The organism is Fischerella sp. JS2 (assembly GCF_032393985.1).
Classification (GTDB): Bacteria; Cyanobacteriota; Cyanobacteriia; order Cyanobacteriales; family Nostocaceae; genus Fischerella.
The window spans coordinates 2,525,698-2,541,726 of sequence record NZ_CP135918.1; the positions used below are offsets into that span (position 1 = coordinate 2,525,698).

The 16,029-nt window shown below is 40.8% G+C and carries 12 protein-coding genes and 1 pseudogene; 9 read left to right on the forward strand and 4 right to left on the reverse strand.

Annotation, left to right across the window (positions count from 1 at the left end):
- The first annotated feature begins 2 nt into the window (after window positions 1–2).
- Window positions 3–203 (forward strand): NblA/ycf18 family protein, encoded by a 201-nt coding sequence (locus RS893_RS10445; RefSeq protein WP_009455637.1) that lies wholly within the window; start codon window positions 3–5, stop codon window positions 201–203.
- 616 nt (window positions 204–819) lie between these two features.
- Here RS893_RS10445 and RS893_RS10450 read toward each other — a convergent pair.
- From RS893_RS10450 to RS893_RS10460, 3 genes are all read right to left on the reverse strand, one after another.
- Entirely contained in the window at window positions 820–2,379 is a 1,560-nt protein-coding gene (locus tag RS893_RS10450) for a serine/threonine-protein kinase (protein WP_315791104.1), read from the reverse strand.
- A gap of 485 nt (window positions 2,380–2,864) precedes the next feature.
- Complete coding sequence (locus RS893_RS10455; protein ID WP_315791935.1) at window positions 2,865–3,314, reverse strand: hypothetical protein; 450 nt, start codon at window positions 3,312–3,314, stop codon at window positions 2,865–2,867.
- Window positions 3,315–3,547: 233 nt separating this feature from the next.
- On the reverse strand, window positions 3,548–4,741 hold the full coding sequence (locus tag RS893_RS10460) for an anhydro-N-acetylmuramic acid kinase (protein ID WP_315791105.1): 1,194 nt from the start codon (window positions 4,739–4,741) through the stop codon (window positions 3,548–3,550).
- Between the two features lie 315 nt (window positions 4,742–5,056).
- Between RS893_RS10460 and RS893_RS10465 the strand changes: the two genes are divergently transcribed.
- From RS893_RS10465 to RS893_RS10485, 5 genes and pseudogenes are all read left to right on the forward strand, one after another.
- On the forward strand, window positions 5,057–6,232 hold the full coding sequence (locus tag RS893_RS10465; RefSeq protein ID WP_315791106.1) for a GNAT family N-acetyltransferase: 1,176 nt from the start codon (window positions 5,057–5,059) through the stop codon (window positions 6,230–6,232).
- Between the two features lie 94 nt (window positions 6,233–6,326).
- The gene (locus RS893_RS10470; protein WP_315791107.1) at window positions 6,327–7,319 is read left to right on the forward strand and encodes a DMT family transporter; all 993 of its coding nucleotides are present in this window, start codon (window positions 6,327–6,329) and stop codon (window positions 7,317–7,319) included.
- A 322-nt stretch (window positions 7,320–7,641) separates the two neighbouring features.
- Window positions 7,642–9,318, forward strand: a complete 1,677-nt coding sequence (locus RS893_RS10475; protein WP_315791108.1) for an alpha/beta hydrolase — start codon at window positions 7,642–7,644, stop codon at window positions 9,316–9,318.
- Window positions 9,319–10,359: 1,041 nt separating this feature from the next.
- Entirely contained in the window at window positions 10,360–10,845 is a 486-nt protein-coding gene (locus RS893_RS10480) for an HdeD family acid-resistance protein (RefSeq protein WP_315791109.1), read from the forward strand.
- A gap of 63 nt (window positions 10,846–10,908) precedes the next feature.
- Window positions 10,909–11,313, forward strand: a pseudogene (locus tag RS893_RS10485) (MGH1-like glycoside hydrolase domain-containing protein); the annotation flags it as partial.
- A gap of 64 nt (window positions 11,314–11,377) precedes the next feature.
- On the opposite strand, the gene tnpA reads toward RS893_RS10485, so the two are convergent.
- Window positions 11,378–11,779, reverse strand: a complete 402-nt coding sequence (tnpA, locus tag RS893_RS10490; protein WP_315787365.1) for an IS200/IS605 family transposase — start codon at window positions 11,777–11,779, stop codon at window positions 11,378–11,380.
- Between the two features lie 46 nt (window positions 11,780–11,825).
- Between tnpA and RS893_RS10495 the strand changes: the two genes are divergently transcribed.
- From RS893_RS10495 to RS893_RS10505, 3 genes are all read left to right on the forward strand, one after another.
- Complete coding sequence (locus tag RS893_RS10495; RefSeq protein ID WP_315787367.1) at window positions 11,826–12,950, forward strand: transposase; 1,125 nt, start codon at window positions 11,826–11,828, stop codon at window positions 12,948–12,950.
- Between the two features lie 31 nt (window positions 12,951–12,981).
- Window positions 12,982–15,315, forward strand: a complete 2,334-nt coding sequence (locus RS893_RS10500) for an MGH1-like glycoside hydrolase domain-containing protein (RefSeq protein WP_315791110.1) — start codon at window positions 12,982–12,984, stop codon at window positions 15,313–15,315.
- A gap of 357 nt (window positions 15,316–15,672) precedes the next feature.
- Window positions 15,673–16,011, forward strand: a complete 339-nt coding sequence (locus RS893_RS10505; protein WP_315791111.1) for a hypothetical protein — start codon at window positions 15,673–15,675, stop codon at window positions 16,009–16,011.
- Window positions 16,012–16,029 lie beyond the last annotated feature (18 nt).

Below are 16,029 nucleotides of genomic sequence, written 5' to 3' on the forward strand. Positions count from 1 at the left end.
TTATGGACAAGCCTATTGAGTTGACCCTAGAACAGCAATTCAGCATCCGCTCTTTTGCTACTCAGGTACAAAACATGAGCCATGACCAAGCAAAAGATTTTCTTGTCAAGCTCTATGAGCAAATGGTTGTTAGAGAAGCAACCTACAAAGAATTGCTCAAACATCAATGGGGTTTAGACTCAGGTTCTAGCTGGGCAGCTTAGGATTGTGAGTCGCGGTAGGCGACCTCCTTCTCTTGCTAGGTTCCACCAGAGGAAAAGAGCTGGGGATGTCGGGGCGTCAACTTTGATGAACAACACTAACTGTAAAGATGCCAATATAAATAGTAATGACATCAAAACTTGACACGAGCAAACTCCAAACTATGGGCTTTGTAAAACATAGATTATGTATTAATCACATACTCGTGTATCACTAAAGCTTACACCAGCCAACCATTTATTATTACACAACAAAGTACTTTGTTTAGAAGTGAAATCATTGTATATTCTTAACTTAGCGATAGCACCAATTAAATGATTTTAAATGTTGACTAGTTGTGTACATTAGTACTACTCTGATGTAAACTATAGTAAACATCTAAGGCTTGATAGATATAAATAATCTATACCTTAACCTAGACTCTACACAGAGATTTTTTGTACAACCCCTAGCTAATCTATGTTTTTTTAACTTATATCTTCACTATTTATATTTCTTATAAGGGTATTTTGCAACTCATAAACAAATTTTCTTAACATTAATTAATAATTTGCTCTCTTCATACAGCAAGATGATAGATATAATCCAGTTCGTTGTGGCTTCTTCCTTCATTTCAAGTTAGCCTGACAGGTCGAATGGAGAATCTGTATCAATTGCTTGTAATTTAGCTAAGATTTGGGGCTTAAGCTTTTCGTACTCAAATTTAAGTAAATTTTTGCTAAGTTGGGGTTCGTCTAAAGACGCTAATGATTTACTCATTGTTGCCCACTGTTCGAGCCTTTGACGTTGAGCAGAAGCAATTGTCGAAATTATAATGTGATCGCAATGGTTTGGTGTTTCTCTAGCAAATAATAATAGACGGTAGTAACCATTTTGCACGAGTAGGTGAGTGGTTTCCTGTCCGATATTTGTTTTGAGATCAAGGTAATAAGGTAGCCATTTAGAACCATACTTGCGGTTATAGAGGACAGTAATCCACAAGAGCATGGGGTGAGGAGAAGTAATGAAAAGAAACTGATTATAACGAGTACAAACTAAACGCTTTTGAATTTCTGCTTGCGGTAGCATCACCCATAAAGCAGGTTTTAATTCCCCGTTGAGACGAATAGGCTGAGGAAAAACGATATCGGCAATGGGTTTATTTTGAGGCCAGGAAGCTTGTTGTGCAATTTCATTACTTAATGGAGATAGACGCGAATCAACATCACATTTGTGAGCAACATTAGTTTTTACAGATGGAGGATTGATAACAGCAGGTAAATTAGTGGTTTTTTCTTGAGTATGTGTGAAATCATGCTGTTCAACAGATGTTAGCACTTTGAGAATTTTACCGATATTTTGGGGGCGATCGCTTGGTGATTTAGCCAGACAACCCATCACCAAATTTTCTATTTGCTTAGGTAATTGTAATGTTGGAGCAACTTCAGCAAAAGTCCGTGGTGGTTGAGTTTGGTGTGCTTTATACCATGCTCCAAAAGAATGAGTTGGCGCGATTAGGGGCATTTTGCCTGTGAGCATTTCAAACATCATCACGCCCAAACTATAAATATCAGAGCGGTTGTCTAGTTCCTTACCCTCCATTTGCTCAGGTGAAGAATAAGCTAGTGTACCTAAATAGAAATTTGTATAATTGTTATCCGCCTGTAGTAATTTAGCAATACCAAAGTCTAGGATTTTGACTAATTCTCCAAAACTAGCGTCTGGAACGACTAATATATTGCTAGGCTTAATATCACGATGAATAATTGGGTAGGTTTTACCATCAACCGGAATACCATTATGAGCGCACTGTAACCCTAAACAAATTTGACGTGCCAAACTCAAGAATCTTGGCAAAGATAAATCTTGCTTACGAACAATGTGGTTTAGACCTATACCTTGTAAATATTCCATGACGTAGAACGGAGTATCGTGATCGTCTACGCCATAGTCCATCACCCGAACAATATGAATACTTTTTTGTCCCAATAAAGCACAGGTTTTTGCTTCTCGTTCAAAACGCTCTTGCAATCGCATTTTTTTATTTTGAACTGACAAAGCCAGAAACTTAACAGCAACAGGTACGCCCCCCAACAAAACGTCCCTAGCACAATAAACCCGACCCATTGCTCCGGTTCCAATCAACTCTTTAAGCTCATAGCGATTGCTGAGTAAACGACCAACGTTGGGGTCTGACATACAAAATTGACTCCAATGTTCAAAAGTAGAAAATGATACAAAAGGTACTACTATCCTTGACTTTGCCTTGTATTTTAGTTTGCCCACTTTTGAATCAGTTCATTAACTTTGGATAAAGGAATGTTAGTGGTTAGTGGTTGGTTGTTGATGGGTAGAGACGCGAGGAACATCGCGTCTGTACATTAGTAGTTAGTGGTTGGTTGTTGGTGGTGAGTCAGCGACTCTTACGCAGGGGGTCCCTCCCCCAACCCCACTCCCTTGGGGGAGTGGGGGCCGGTGAGTCCCCCATGAGCGACTGACGAACCCGTAGACGCGCAAGCGTCTTCTCACAAGAGTAGGGTTAGTGGGTAGGGGCGTAGACGCGCCTTCTTCGGCTTCAAGGAAGAGTAGTATGTGTACGAAGATATTTAGTCTTAAATCAAATGCACGCAGTCTACAGTGGTTGGTAGTTTTTAATCATGAAGCACTATCTACTTAGCAATTTTTCAGTTCGTACGCTGGCGTTCTAGACTCGCTTCCATTGTGCTGGTTAAATAATGACCAGCCATAATGCCACTAGTGAGGTAATAGCTGTCATCGTTTACCCGATGTAGAGTTTCAAAACCGCTCCGACGTTCGCGATCGCTCAGTACCCAGTAACGCTGCACAATTGTATCTAAACCAATCCAGCCCTCGCCTTCAACTTGCCCTAAAATATTATGTTGTAGTAAAAAATTATACTGTCGCGCACCTGTATCTAAACGTCCTTTATACTGCAAGGCAATATCCGCGCGATCGCTACCAGGAAAAATCAATTTTGTTGCCATTGTGAACCAATTATCTCGATTCCAAGCCACTAAAGTCATACCCTTAACATTGATTGGCAGACCATCGCGTTCCAGCCAACTCCCTTGTAATACCCAGCGTCCGGGTTGCAATAAAAACGTGTGAGCCACCTTGTCAATTCCTTGCCGTTGAGCGAGTACCGCCAAGATAGCATAGTATCGGTGGGGAGGTGGGGAGATGGGGAGGTGGGGAGATGGGGAGAAAACAATTCAAAATTTACGCATTAGGAAGAGAGTAGGGGAGTGCGGGGAGTGTGAGAAGTGTGAGGAGTGGGGGGGGAGAATAAATAGTAACAAATGACAAATGACTATTGACTAAAGGTCACGCAAGTTGCTGTGAACCGTCAAGAATCACCGCACCTTGAGGTCGGTGAGTATGTCAATTCTCCTAACAACACTCGTTTGCTTGCTCCAGTAACAGTTGGTAAGTTACCAGGAAAGCCTAATTGTCGCCAGTAGGCTAAGACTGCAAAGGCGATCGCTTCTTTGAAATCTGCGCTCAATCCCACTTCATCTGTTGTTAAAACTGGTACTGGCTCTAAAAGCTGTTGTAACCGATTTTTTAAATAAAGATTGCGACCACCACCACCACATAAAAATACTCTTTCTGGCAATTTTGGCAAAAAAGAGCGGTAATTATGAACAATAGAAACTGCTGTTAGTTCTGTAAGAGTTGCTAGTAAATCTGCGGAACTGAGTTGGTATTGTTTAGAATCTTTGATACACTCTTGCAGATAATCAACACCAAATAATTCTCGACCTGTAGACTTTGGTGGTGGTAGATGAAAGTACTCTTGCTCAAGCCAATGTTCGACTAGGGCATGGCAAGGGGTTCCACTAGCAGCCCAAGAGCCGTTTTCATCATAGGTTTTTGTGCCATTCGTTAGATATTGTATTGCCAGATCCAATAGGCTATTTCCTGGCCCTGTATCCCAACCACGAATCTTTTCTAACCACTTATCTTGCTGAGTATTTTGCCGAGGAGGTAAATAAGTAAGATTACCAATACCACCAATATTTTGAATACAACGTGCTTCTTGAGGATGACTGAACAAAGCAGCATCTACAGGCGATACAAGGGGCGCACCTTGACCACCAGCAGCAATATCTGCTACACGGAAGTTACTTACAGTTGTTATGCCCGTTAATTGAGTAATAACAGCACCGCGACCAAGTTGGAGAGTGTAACCAAGGGATTGGGAATTAGGAAGAGTCTTACCTAAGCCAGGTGGTCGATGGTAGACTGTTTGACCGTGAGAACCAATTAAAGTAGCTGGTTGGTGATCAGCCTGAATCTTTTGTGCGGCTTGAGCAAAAGTAATTGCGATTGCATCATCTAATTCTGCCAACTCTGCCATTGAGATGGCTTGACCAGCACAAACAGCCAAAATACGTTCTCTAAGATCATCTTGGTAGGGATATGTTACTCCGGCTACCAATTCTACTTGTAAATCAAAGTCTGTACCGGAAATATCTACTAAAGCAGCATCTATACCATCTACAGATGTGCCACTGATTAAACCGATAACACGAGTCATCCGATTTTGGATTTTAGATTTTAGATTTTGGATTGGTTCCACGAGATTTATTTGGGGTCTTGTACCATCAAGGAATTATCGGTCATAAATATTGTCAGTGGTTAGTGGTTGTTATATTCGCTGCTAATTCAAAGAACAAAGAATAAAGAAAATTTAACACCAAATTGGCAGGGGAAGTATTGTGTAATATTGCTGTAAATTCAAAATTCAAAATTGCTGTAACTTCCTCCATTCGGGTGAATCTTTAGGATGATGCGCCAACAGTAGTGTTTTTGTAGTATGCTTGTAGTTTGTTAATGCTAAGCGGTAGTTAGTATGACACCTGTATATGAATACAGCAAGCTTGCCAATGTCGAAGATGAGAAAAAATTAGGGGAAATCCTTGGTCAGTGTTTTATTGGCACACCAGGGGATCAAGAAAGCTACATCAACAGTATTGGTGTAGAAAATTTCCGTATCCTGCATCAACAAGGGCAAATAGTTGGGGGACTAGCAATTATCCCGATGGGACAGTGGTGGGGTAGTCAGCCTATACCCATAGGGGGAATTGCTGCTGTTGGTATTGCTCCAGAATATCGTGGGACGGGAGCGGCCATAGCGATGATGCGACACACTCTCAAAGAACTCCATGCCAGGAGTGTACCCCTGTCTGTTCTTTATCCTGCTACTCAACGCCTCTACCGCAAAGCAGGATACGAACAAGGAGGAAGCTTTTGTGCGTGGGAAATTCCTTGTGAGACTATCCCAACCACGGAACAACCACTTCCTGTTGTGCGTGTTGATTTTGATATTAAAGTCTTAAATGAACTTTATCAGCAAAAAGCCAGATTAATTAATGGACATCTAAACCGACATCAAGCAATCTGGGAGAGATTAAACAAACCAGAGGAACAGGAAACAGTCTACACTTATTTAGTTGGTTCAGCCAATCAACCTGAAGGTTATATTATTTTCAGCCAACACCGGACAGAAAATGGTTCGATATTGAGAATTAAAGATTGGGTGTTACTCACAACTGCGGCTTTACAATCTTTCTGGAATTTTATCGCTGGTCATCGATCGCAAATAGAAAAAGTACGCTGGCGCAGTTCTGTTGTTGATTCTCTAGCATTACTGCTACCGGAGCAAACAGCCAAGATCAAATCAACCACACGTTGGATGCTGCGGGTAATAGATGTTGTTAAGGCGCTAGAGATGCGGGGTTATCCACCCGGGATAGAAGCCCAATTGCATTTAGAAATTCAAGATGATTTGTTTGCTGAAAACAACGGTAAATTTATTCTTGCTGTTTCTCATGGTCGTGGTGAAGTGACAAGTGGCGGTAAAGGTGAGTTACAGCTAAATGTTAAAGGACTAGCACCTCTATACACAGGCTTATTTACACCCCAGCAATTACAACTAACCAAGAAATTGACTGCAACAGAATCAGCACTTTTAGCAGCTACACAAATATTTACAGGAGCATCTCCTTGGATGCCAGATTTCTTTTGATCCGCTACGCGGAGTCCAGTGTCAATTGTCAAGGGTTCAGAGTTTTTTACTAATGACAATTGACCATTGACTACTGACTATTGACAATTGACTAATGACTAAAATTCATCAAACATCCGGTCGCTGGCGTTTAGGACTAGCATTGTCACTACTCACTGCTTTTTTGTGGGGAATTCTACCCATCGCTTTATCAGTAACATTACAAAAACTAGATGTATACACTGTAACTTGGTTTCGTTTTTTGGTTGCGTTTGTTTTGTTAGCAATTTATTTAGGTGTGCAACGGAAATTACCTACACATAGACAAATAAGTTCTACTTCTGGGAAACTATTAGCGATCGCAACTATTTTTTTAGCTCTTAATTACATTTTTTTCGTCCAAGGTTTGGCGTTAACTTCACCTTATATTGCCGAACTTCTTATCCAATTAGCGCCTTTGCTCATGGGTTTGGGAGGTTTAGTCATTTTCCGAGAACGCTATACACTAATTCAGTGGCTTGCCTTGGGAATTCTAACTATTGGCTTTATTCTGTTTTTTCACGAACAACTTTTGCTATCGTTTGTAGCAAGTTCTCAAAACACTAATCCATCTCATACACATCAACTATTTATAAATAATAAAATTGTTTTTAATTCTTATCAAAAATATCTACTAGGTAGCAGTTTAATTTTATTAGCATCAGTTACATGGGCAGTCTATGCTTTAGCACAAAAGCAGTTATTAAAATCTTTATCTTCTACTAATATAATGTTAATAATTTATGGAGGTTGTACATTATTTTTCTCTGGGTTTGCAAAACCACAAACAATTTTATCTCTTGATTTTTTTCATGTGATAACATTACTATTTTGTGCCTTAAATACTCTGATTGCTTATGGTGCTTTTTCGGAAGCTTTAGAACACTGGGAAGCTTCGCGCGTAAGTGCTGTATTGGCTTCTACTCCGATTATCACTTTATTGTCAGTAGAATTTATATCAGTAATCGTACCTAATTTAATCGCTCCCGAAAAACTGACTCTAGTAGGAATATTAGGAGCAGCTTTAGTTATTACTAGTTCAGTAGCGATCGCTTTGGGTAAACGCTAGTTAAATTTAATCAGTACTATTACTCTTGATTTCATCAAGTTAAGAGCATTTTAAATATTTCTGATATGCATACGCAAGCGTATGTTTTTTTTATTTGATATGATGTCATGGTTAGTATCAGCTAGCTGATTTACTCGACGACTAGGTAGGTAACTCAACTTATCCAGTAGACTTGACTGAAACTCAATTTTGAATTTCAAACTTCCCAGAAACTGCAAAAAATCCATAAATTAGAGGCGCATCACAAAAACTAAACCCAGGGTGTAGGAATAACTACCACAATACACGCCTCGTCAACAACATCACTGTGTATAGTTGAACGATGAATAGCTTGTTTCGTAAGTGGGTCAGCACCCTCAAAAAAAATTGGCAGTTGCTGGTTCTATCTACGGTGCTGCCAACCTTTGGGTTGAGTCATTCAGCCTTAGCAGCAGAACGAATTTATGCATCTTATTCAGCCATAGAACGTTCTGTTTCCGTTACAGCCTTGGAAAACTTCGCTACAAACGGCTTAGTAGATGAAGAATTGGCAGTTTATACCCAATTTCTCAAACCAGAACAACTTCAGGAGTTGCGACGGGTATTAGTTAGTCCGATTAAGGTTGATCCTGTGGCAGTATCACAATTTCTCTATACGCCCCAGGGAGAATTTTTGCTAAAACGCTTAGGAGGAGTAATTAGAACCGAATCTCGCCAACCAAATCCAGGATTCCATGCTTTGCGATCGGCGTTGATATTAGCAGCAAATGAACCAGGAGGCTTAACACTATTAAATTTGGTGCGGAAGTATCCCAACTCTAGCATTCATATTGACTTAGCACGTACTCTGGGTATTGCAGCAGAACTAACAAAACTGGTGAATGACACCAACCGTGCCGTAGCAGCAGTTTTTCAAAAGTCTGCCACAGAAGCTGCTAACATTCCGCCATCACTCAATCTTTCTAAATTGCCAGATGTACGGCATCAGGGAAAATTTGTTGTGACAAAAAACTCGTTGAATCAAATAGATGGTGCAAGAGGACGGGAACGGCTTTTACTCAGCGATGTTTATCTTCCTAACGCCCGTAGCAAAGTACCCGTGATCGTTATTTCTCACGGTTTAGGTACAGACAGCAGCAACTTTCGATATTTGGCTGAATATCTAGCTTCCCACGGTTTTGCTGTTATCGTTCCTAATCATCCAGGTAGCAATACTCAACAACTGCGATCGCTACTTAATGGCAGTGCTAAAGAAATATCACAAGCAGACGAATTTTACAATCGTCCTTTAGATATAAAATATATATTAGATCGATTAGAGAATGATGTTAACTTTAAGAATCGGCTAAATCTACAACAAGTAGGTGTAATTGGGCAATCTTTTGGTGGTTATACAGCTTTAGCTTTAGCTGGTGCAAAGATTAACTTTAAGCAATTAAATAAAGACTGTAATGAACAAGCACTCCAACAAACTTGGAACATGTCTTTGCTATTCCAGTGTCGTGCTTTAGAATTACATGGCAACAACTATGGTATTAGCTATAACCTGCGAGATGAGCGAGTTAAAGCTGTGATTGCAATTAACCCAATTACCAGCAGTATCTTTGGTGAAGCGGGCTTAAGTCAAATTAAAATTCCAGTCATGATAGTTGCTGGCAGTGATGATACAATCGCACCTGCCTTGTATGAACAAATACAACCCTTCTCGTGGATTACAAATTCTCACAAGTATCTCGTCTTACTTGCTGGTGGAACACATTTTTCTACTATTGGCGAGAGTGGTAAAACTTCTAAACAAATGCCGTTACCTTCAAACTTAGTCGGAGATGATCCAAGACAAGCACGTCGTTACATAAGTATGTTAAGTATGCCTTTCTTGCAAACTTACGTTGGTGGCATGTCGAAATACTCTCCCTATTTGAATGCTGGCTATGCTAAATACATTTCTAACCAGAATATGAGCTTAGGTCTAATTCAGTCTTTAACTCCAAATGAATTGGCAAGAGCTACAGCAAAGTAGTTGACGCGATCGCTTAGAAATATCAAAAGTATCAACTGAGCATTAGCAAGACTCATCAAGTCAATAGACCTGTTGCATAAATCCTCAAAACCCCACTCCAACCCTCCCCTTACTAAGGGAGGGGTTATTGTATTGTTTCCCCTCTTAACAAGGGGGATTAAGGGAAGATTTCAAATATTTCGTGCAAGAGTTCTATCAATAAGTGTAGTGTTATTGTCAAGTTAACTCACAACTTGAAAATCATTGAAAATAGAGCTTGAAACAATCCAATTAAAATCTCGTTCTCTGATGATGAATTTCATCACAATATGACTTTAGTCTCAAAAAATCAGAACTATATCTGTTAATTTGACAATATCTAGATACTTAAATATTAAAGAACAATAATTATAAATATGCTTTAATATTAAAGAGAAATTATCACCAATTTATCTTTAAAAGCGAAAATCAACACTCTGAAAAACTGATTATTGCTCTAAAAATTCATTTGCATACTAACTAGCATTTGAATATCAAGTTAAGAGCGAGATAGCGTCAGTACTAACCAGATGACATTTCAACATTACTGATTGCGCAGACAATGCTTTGACTAAAATAGAAAAATTGCAAAAACTGCATTTAATTCAAGTTATGCATATAAGGGTTATTTCCTAGTTGCAAAGATGTAAACGCTTTAAAACATACCAGGCAATGATATCTATGGGAGTAAATACGCTGGGATTTGTATTCTCATGGTTGTTGTTTTTGAGCATTTTCTGATTGTTTTCTGACGTTAATTTTAATATAAACCACTACTTTTTTTGCTTGTAAGCAGGATTGCTTGCTTTCGGGAAAAATAGCAATTTTTGAGAATATAAGCAAGCCTTTGCAAATTTAATGTGACTTTAGAGACAACCAAATGGATAAATTATTTCTCCTTTTCGTTGGAGATTGATTACCGGAGCGAGTTCAGGAATTGGACAGGAGAACTGATAATGAACACTGAAACGATTAATAGAAGTAAGACAAAATTTAGGCTGGTTGATTGCGCTGGGCATTTTGATGATTGTGCTAGGTATTGCAGCGATCGCAGAACCATTCATTGCTACAGTCGCCGTTGCACGTGTCCTCTCCTGGACTTTTTTTTTCGTAGGTATCGTCCGAACAATTTACGCCTTTCAGTCTAGGCGACAACGGGGTTTCTGGCTAAAACTATTGATTGGGATTGTCTACATTATTGTCGGGATTATGTTACTGAGCAACATTTTTGGGGCTACTCTCACCCTCACCTTAGCCTTTGGATGGGTCATCTTAGTTCAGGGTATTTTTGAGGTGATTGCGGCATTCCAAGTGCGTCCAGATCCACAATGGGGTTGGATGTTGTTCAGTGGCATCATCGCAATTATCTTAGGGATTTTAATTTTATATCGGTGGCCTATAGATGCAGTTTGGTTGCTAGGCACCTTCACAGGAATTAGTTTCCTATTTTCGGGCGCTTGGATGATCATCGTGCCTTGGGCAATTAGTAAGCATCTATCGAGAATTTGATGCAGTATTGCCTAGATTGAAGTCTGAAAGAAAATCAAATATTTAGATCAGCAGGAGTCTTCTATGACCGCAGAGGAACAACGGCTTGAACAAAACCGTACTGGCAAAGTCGATTGGTACAAATGGGGACCGTATTTGAGTGAACGCCAGTGGGGAACGGTACGCGAAGATTACAGTTTTGATGGCAATGCCTGGAATTACTTTCCCCACGATCAGGCGCGATCGCGGGCGTATCACTGGGGCGAAGACGGACTGGGCGGGATCAGCGACAACCACAACTTACTCTGCTTTGCACTGGCGCTATGGAATGGCAAGGACCCCATCCTTAAAGAGCGGTTGTTTGGGTTGACTAACAGCGAAGGCAATCACGGCGAAGATGTAAAAGAGTACTACTTCTACATCGATAGCACGCCTACCCACTCGTACATGAAGTACCTCTACAAATACCCCCAGGCAGAGTTTCCTTACGAATCGTGATGCGTAAAGCCGCCTTTTTCTAAAGGGCGGATATAAGCGAACATGATGAATTTATTCATCCGTGAAGGGGGTCATTAATATACTCTAAAACCTTCTGAGTACTAATCTTTCCAGTCGTGTCAAACATATAAGAATGTGTCCATAAGCTAGGTAATCTCAATAATTCTGGAAATTCTTTTCTTAGTAGTCTTGATGACCTTCCTTTAAAAGCTTTAACTATTTGAGATATTGAGTGGTGCGGATCATATTCAACTAGTAGATGTATATGATCCGGCGCAACTTCTAATGCTTTGATAATCCACTTCTTGTCATTAGCAACAGACTGGAATACTTCAATGCATCGAAGTTTTAAGTTTTCGTTATTAGCGAATACACGAGCGCGTCTGCATGGTATCCAGATTAAATGGACAGTAGCTAATCCAACAGCATGATTGTAATGATTATAAACAGTTTTCATGTAGATGAGTATTGATTATCTACACCACTGATGATATCATAATCACATGAAAACCCTGAAGTTTAAACTGTATCAGCACAAAAGAAATAGATTCCTCAAGCGCATGATTAACGCGAGTGGGATAATCTACAATCATTGTATTGCCCTACACAAACGCTACTATCGAATGTGGGGCAAACACTTAAGCTGTGCAAAACTTCAATCTCATATTGCCAAACTGCGGAAATGTAATCCATTTTGGCAAACAGTAGGTTCTCAATCAGTACAAGATATTTGTCAACGCATTGAGAAAGCCTACCAATTATTTTTTAAACACAACAAAAAAGGAGTTAGACCGCCAGGATTTAAAAAAGTTAAGAAATACAAATCATTCACTCTTAAACAATCTGGATACAAGTTTTTAGGTGGAAATCGAGTCAAGATTGGGAACAAAGTTTATCAATTTTGGAAGTCGAGAGAGATAGAGGGAACAGTCAAAACCTTAACCATAAAACGCACTCCTTTAGGCGAGCTATTTATGATTATAGTTGTTGATGATTGTTCTAATTCAAAAATCAAGTTTGCGACTGGTAGAATAGCGGGATTTGATTTTGGATTAAAAACATTCCTCACTTGCTCGGACGGAACAAAAATTGAGTCTCCCCAATTTTTAAAACAATCATTAAATGCCATTAGGAAAGCTAGCCGACAGCATTCTAAAAAACTCAAAGGTTCATCAAACAGAGAGCGATTTAGAAAAAATCTAGTTCGCAAATATGAGGATATTTCTCATCGTAGACGTGATTGGTTTTGGAAACTCGCTCATAAATTAACAGATAATTTTGATGTGCTTTGTTTTGAAACCTTAAATCTTAAAGGAATGCAACGTCTTTGGGGTAGGAAAATATCAGACTTGGCGAGGCGTGAATTTCTGCAAATTCTAGAATGGATTGCTAAGAAGAAACATAAACAAGTAGTGTTTGTAGATCAATGGTATCCATCCACAAAAACTTGTTCTAGCTGTGGACACATTTTAGAAAAATTGGATTTGTCGATTAGACGCTGGCGTTGTCCTTCATGTCAATCTGAAAATGATAGAGATGAAAACGCCAGTCTTAATATTAAAAGAGTCGGGAGTTCGACTCTAGGCGTAGGAGATGTTAGACAGTCTCAGACTGCAATCTCTGTTTGATGCCTGAATCCCCCGTTTTCAAAACGGGGGAGTGGCTCAAAATGATTTAGTTAGCACTAATCGTAACCGTAGCCGTTATGAACTGGAATACGAGTTGTTAGATACGGGCATCTTTGACGAAGATCGCTACTTTGATGTGTTTGTAGAATACGCCAAAGCAGATGCCGAAGATATTTTGATTAAAATCAGCATTATCAACCGAGGAGCGGAAACTGCTCCCATTCATGTCCTACCAACTCTTTGGTTTCGTAACACCTGGTCTTGGGCAGACGGTGGAGCCAAGCCTGTATTAACCAAGGTTGAGGGAACAGCTAACAGTGTGGTTCATGCCCACATTACTGATACCCTGCTGAATCAAAACATCAGCGATTACTACTTATACTGTGATGGTGTAGCTACGCTGCTGTTTACGGAGAATGAAACGAACAATCAGAGGTTATTTGGCACACCCAATGCCAGTCCCTATGTAAAAGATGGCATCAATAATTACATTGTGCATGGACAGCAAGATGCTGTTAATCCCAGCAATGTTGGCACAAAAGTCTCACCCCATTATGAAATTACTGTTGGGGCAAACGAGACAAAGGTGATCCGATTGCGCCTTTCAAAACATGCTCCAGTTCAGATCAGCGAGCCATTTAGCACCGACTTCGAGCAAACGTTTGTGACTTGTATTCAGGAAGCGGATGAGTTCTATAAAACTGTGATTCCACCATCGGTTTTAGCAGATAGCGATCGCACCAATGTCATGCGGCAGGCACTGGCAGGGATGATGTGGACGAAACAATACTTTTACTACGACCTAAATCAATGGCTAAGGGAGCGCAACGTTACTCCTTGGACATCGGCAGCCAACAGGAGGCACGTGCGGAACAGCGATTGGTTTCACATGCATAACAATCATATTGTTTCCATGCCAGACAAGTGGGAATATCCCTGGTACGCTGCCTGGGATCTGGCATTTCACGTGATTCCCATTAGTTTAATCGATCCGGACTTTGCCAAAGATCAACTGCTGCTGATGCTACAAGAAGATTACTTGCACCCGAACGGGCAAATTCCTGCCTATGAATGGAATTTTGGCGATGTGAATCCACCTGTACATGCCTTTGCCACCTGGGAAATTTACACCCGCGATCGCGAACGGAACAACGGTGTGGGCGATATTGAATTCCTTAAATACGCCTTTTCCAAATTGCTGATCAACTTCACTTGGTGGGTCAACCGCAAAGACGAAGGTGGCAACAATTTGTTTCAAGGTGGATTTTTGGGACTGGACAACATAGGGGTATTTGATCGTAGTTCAGCGTTACCCACAGGTGGCTACCTCGATCAAGCAGACGGCACTGCCTGGATGGTGTTCTTCAGTCAGCGCATGTTCCAGATTGCGATTGAATTGGCACTCCATGATCCGCTCTACGAAGACTTTGCGATCAAGTTTTTTGAACATACCATGTGGATTGCTGGAGCTATGGATCAGATTGGTGAATACCAAGACGAACTGTGGGATGAAGAAGACGGCTTCTTCTACGATGTGCTGCGCTTTCCTGATGGCAACTCCACCCGCTTAAAAGTGCGGTCATTAGTGGGTTTATTATCACTGATGGCAGTTGCCGTTTTCCCACGTGAAGCCTTTGCAAAGCTGCCGCGCTTTAAGACAGAAGCACAAAAGTTCATTTTGCAGCATCCCGAACTGACTGACAATGTCCATCTCCCCAGTAAGCTTGGTGAGCGAGGGCGGCTGATGTTGTCTATCTTGAACGAAGACAAACTGCGCCGTGTTCTCTCCAGAATGCTGGATGAATCAGAGTTCCTCAGCGATTACGGGATTCGTTCTCTTTCCCGCTATCACTTGCAGCATCCTTACAGCTTCTACCACGCTGGACAGGAGTACAAAGTAGGATACGTTCCCGGTGACTCTACCTCAGGCATGTTCGGTGGCAATTCTAACTGGCGCGGTCCTATTTGGATGCCTGTCAATATGTTGCTGTTGCGATCGCTACTTCATCTCTATAGCTACTACGGCGATTCCTTTACCTTTGAATACCCCACAGGATCTGGTAAATACCTATCGCTGTTTGACATCACCCAGCAAATGAGCGAGCGAATTGTGGGCATTTTTCTTAAGGATAAATTCGGTCGCCGTCCGGTTTACGGTGGCACGCAGAAGTTCCAAACAGACCCCCACTGGCGCGATCTAATTCTGTTCTACGAATATTTCCACGGAGATAATGGGGCGGGAATTGGTGCTAGTCACCAAACTGGATGGACTGGCTGCGTCGCCCGAATAATTCAGGGGTTGGGCTACTTTACTAAGGAAATTGTCTTGGATACTATAACACCTGGAGAACTGGCAAAGTACTAGGTTTGAGTTGCTTGCTCGCATCGGTGTAGAGAATCAAACAGAACTTTTTGGTCTAGTGATAGTTTAGTTTTTTCGGGCGATCTAGCTTAGACTCAATCTAGCTTAACTGTCTTATCTGCCCTTGCAACTGGCTATATGAATAGGGAAAATTCAAAAATAGGTAGTGTGTGCTAGATCTACAAACATCAGTTACACTGGACTCCCCCCATACATTACCCATACAAAAGTACTAAAATCCCTAAAACTGTTATCAACCTGAAGTCTTTATTAGGGTTGGCTTACTCAGCCTACTGGCTGCACTGCTACTTGCGGCAGTAGCTGGGAGCGTGAGTATGGAATAGCTGGTGTATTCCTGGCTTGAGCCTGAATGGACAGAAAATTCTACAAGTCAAATTACTTGTTCAGCATTGTTTTACCTTTGGCAGCAGCCATTTGACTAATTTTTTCAATGAATTTAAAAAGCTGCATCAGCAAGTGGACTTAATCCTGTATGTGATCGCAGTTATTGCTAAAAGCACAGACAGTAATGTTGATGTGTGCCAAACCGATGCAGGAACTTTGGGCGCTGTTCATGTAATCTTGGGCGGCATGGGAGGCCTCGTCGTAACCAAGTGCCTGATGTTGCAGTATTTGACTCTCACAGATTTCGCCAGTCTCTACCTTTCAAAAATACAAATAAGGAGAAATGAATCATGAGTAAAAATCCAGTTCAGG

Excerpts from the sequence above, each read along its gene's own strand:
- RS893_RS10475 (WP_315791108.1), top strand. The coding sequence starts at position 7,642 with ATGAATAGCTTGTTTCGTAAGTGGGTCAGCACCCTCAAAAAAAATTGG.
- RS893_RS10445 (WP_009455637.1), top strand. The coding sequence starts at position 3 with ATGGACAAGCCTATTGAGTTGACCCTAGAACAGCAATTCAGCATCCGC.
- RS893_RS10480 (WP_315791109.1), top strand. The coding sequence starts at position 10,360 with ATGATTGTGCTAGGTATTGCAGCGATCGCAGAACCATTCATTGCTACA.
- RS893_RS10495 (WP_315787367.1), top strand. The coding sequence starts at position 11,826 with ATGAAAACCCTGAAGTTTAAACTGTATCAGCACAAAAGAAATAGATTC.
- tnpA (WP_315787365.1), bottom strand. The coding sequence starts at position 11,779 with ATGAAAACTGTTTATAATCATTACAATCATGCTGTTGGATTAGCTACT.
- RS893_RS10460 (WP_315791105.1), bottom strand. The coding sequence starts at position 4,741 with ATGACTCGTGTTATCGGTTTAATCAGTGGCACATCTGTAGATGGTATA.
- RS893_RS10465 (WP_315791106.1), top strand. The coding sequence starts at position 5,057 with ATGACACCTGTATATGAATACAGCAAGCTTGCCAATGTCGAAGATGAG.
- RS893_RS10470 (WP_315791107.1), top strand. The coding sequence starts at position 6,327 with ATGACTAAAATTCATCAAACATCCGGTCGCTGGCGTTTAGGACTAGCA.
- RS893_RS10450 (WP_315791104.1), bottom strand. The coding sequence starts at position 2,379 with ATGTCAGACCCCAACGTTGGTCGTTTACTCAGCAATCGCTATGAGCTT.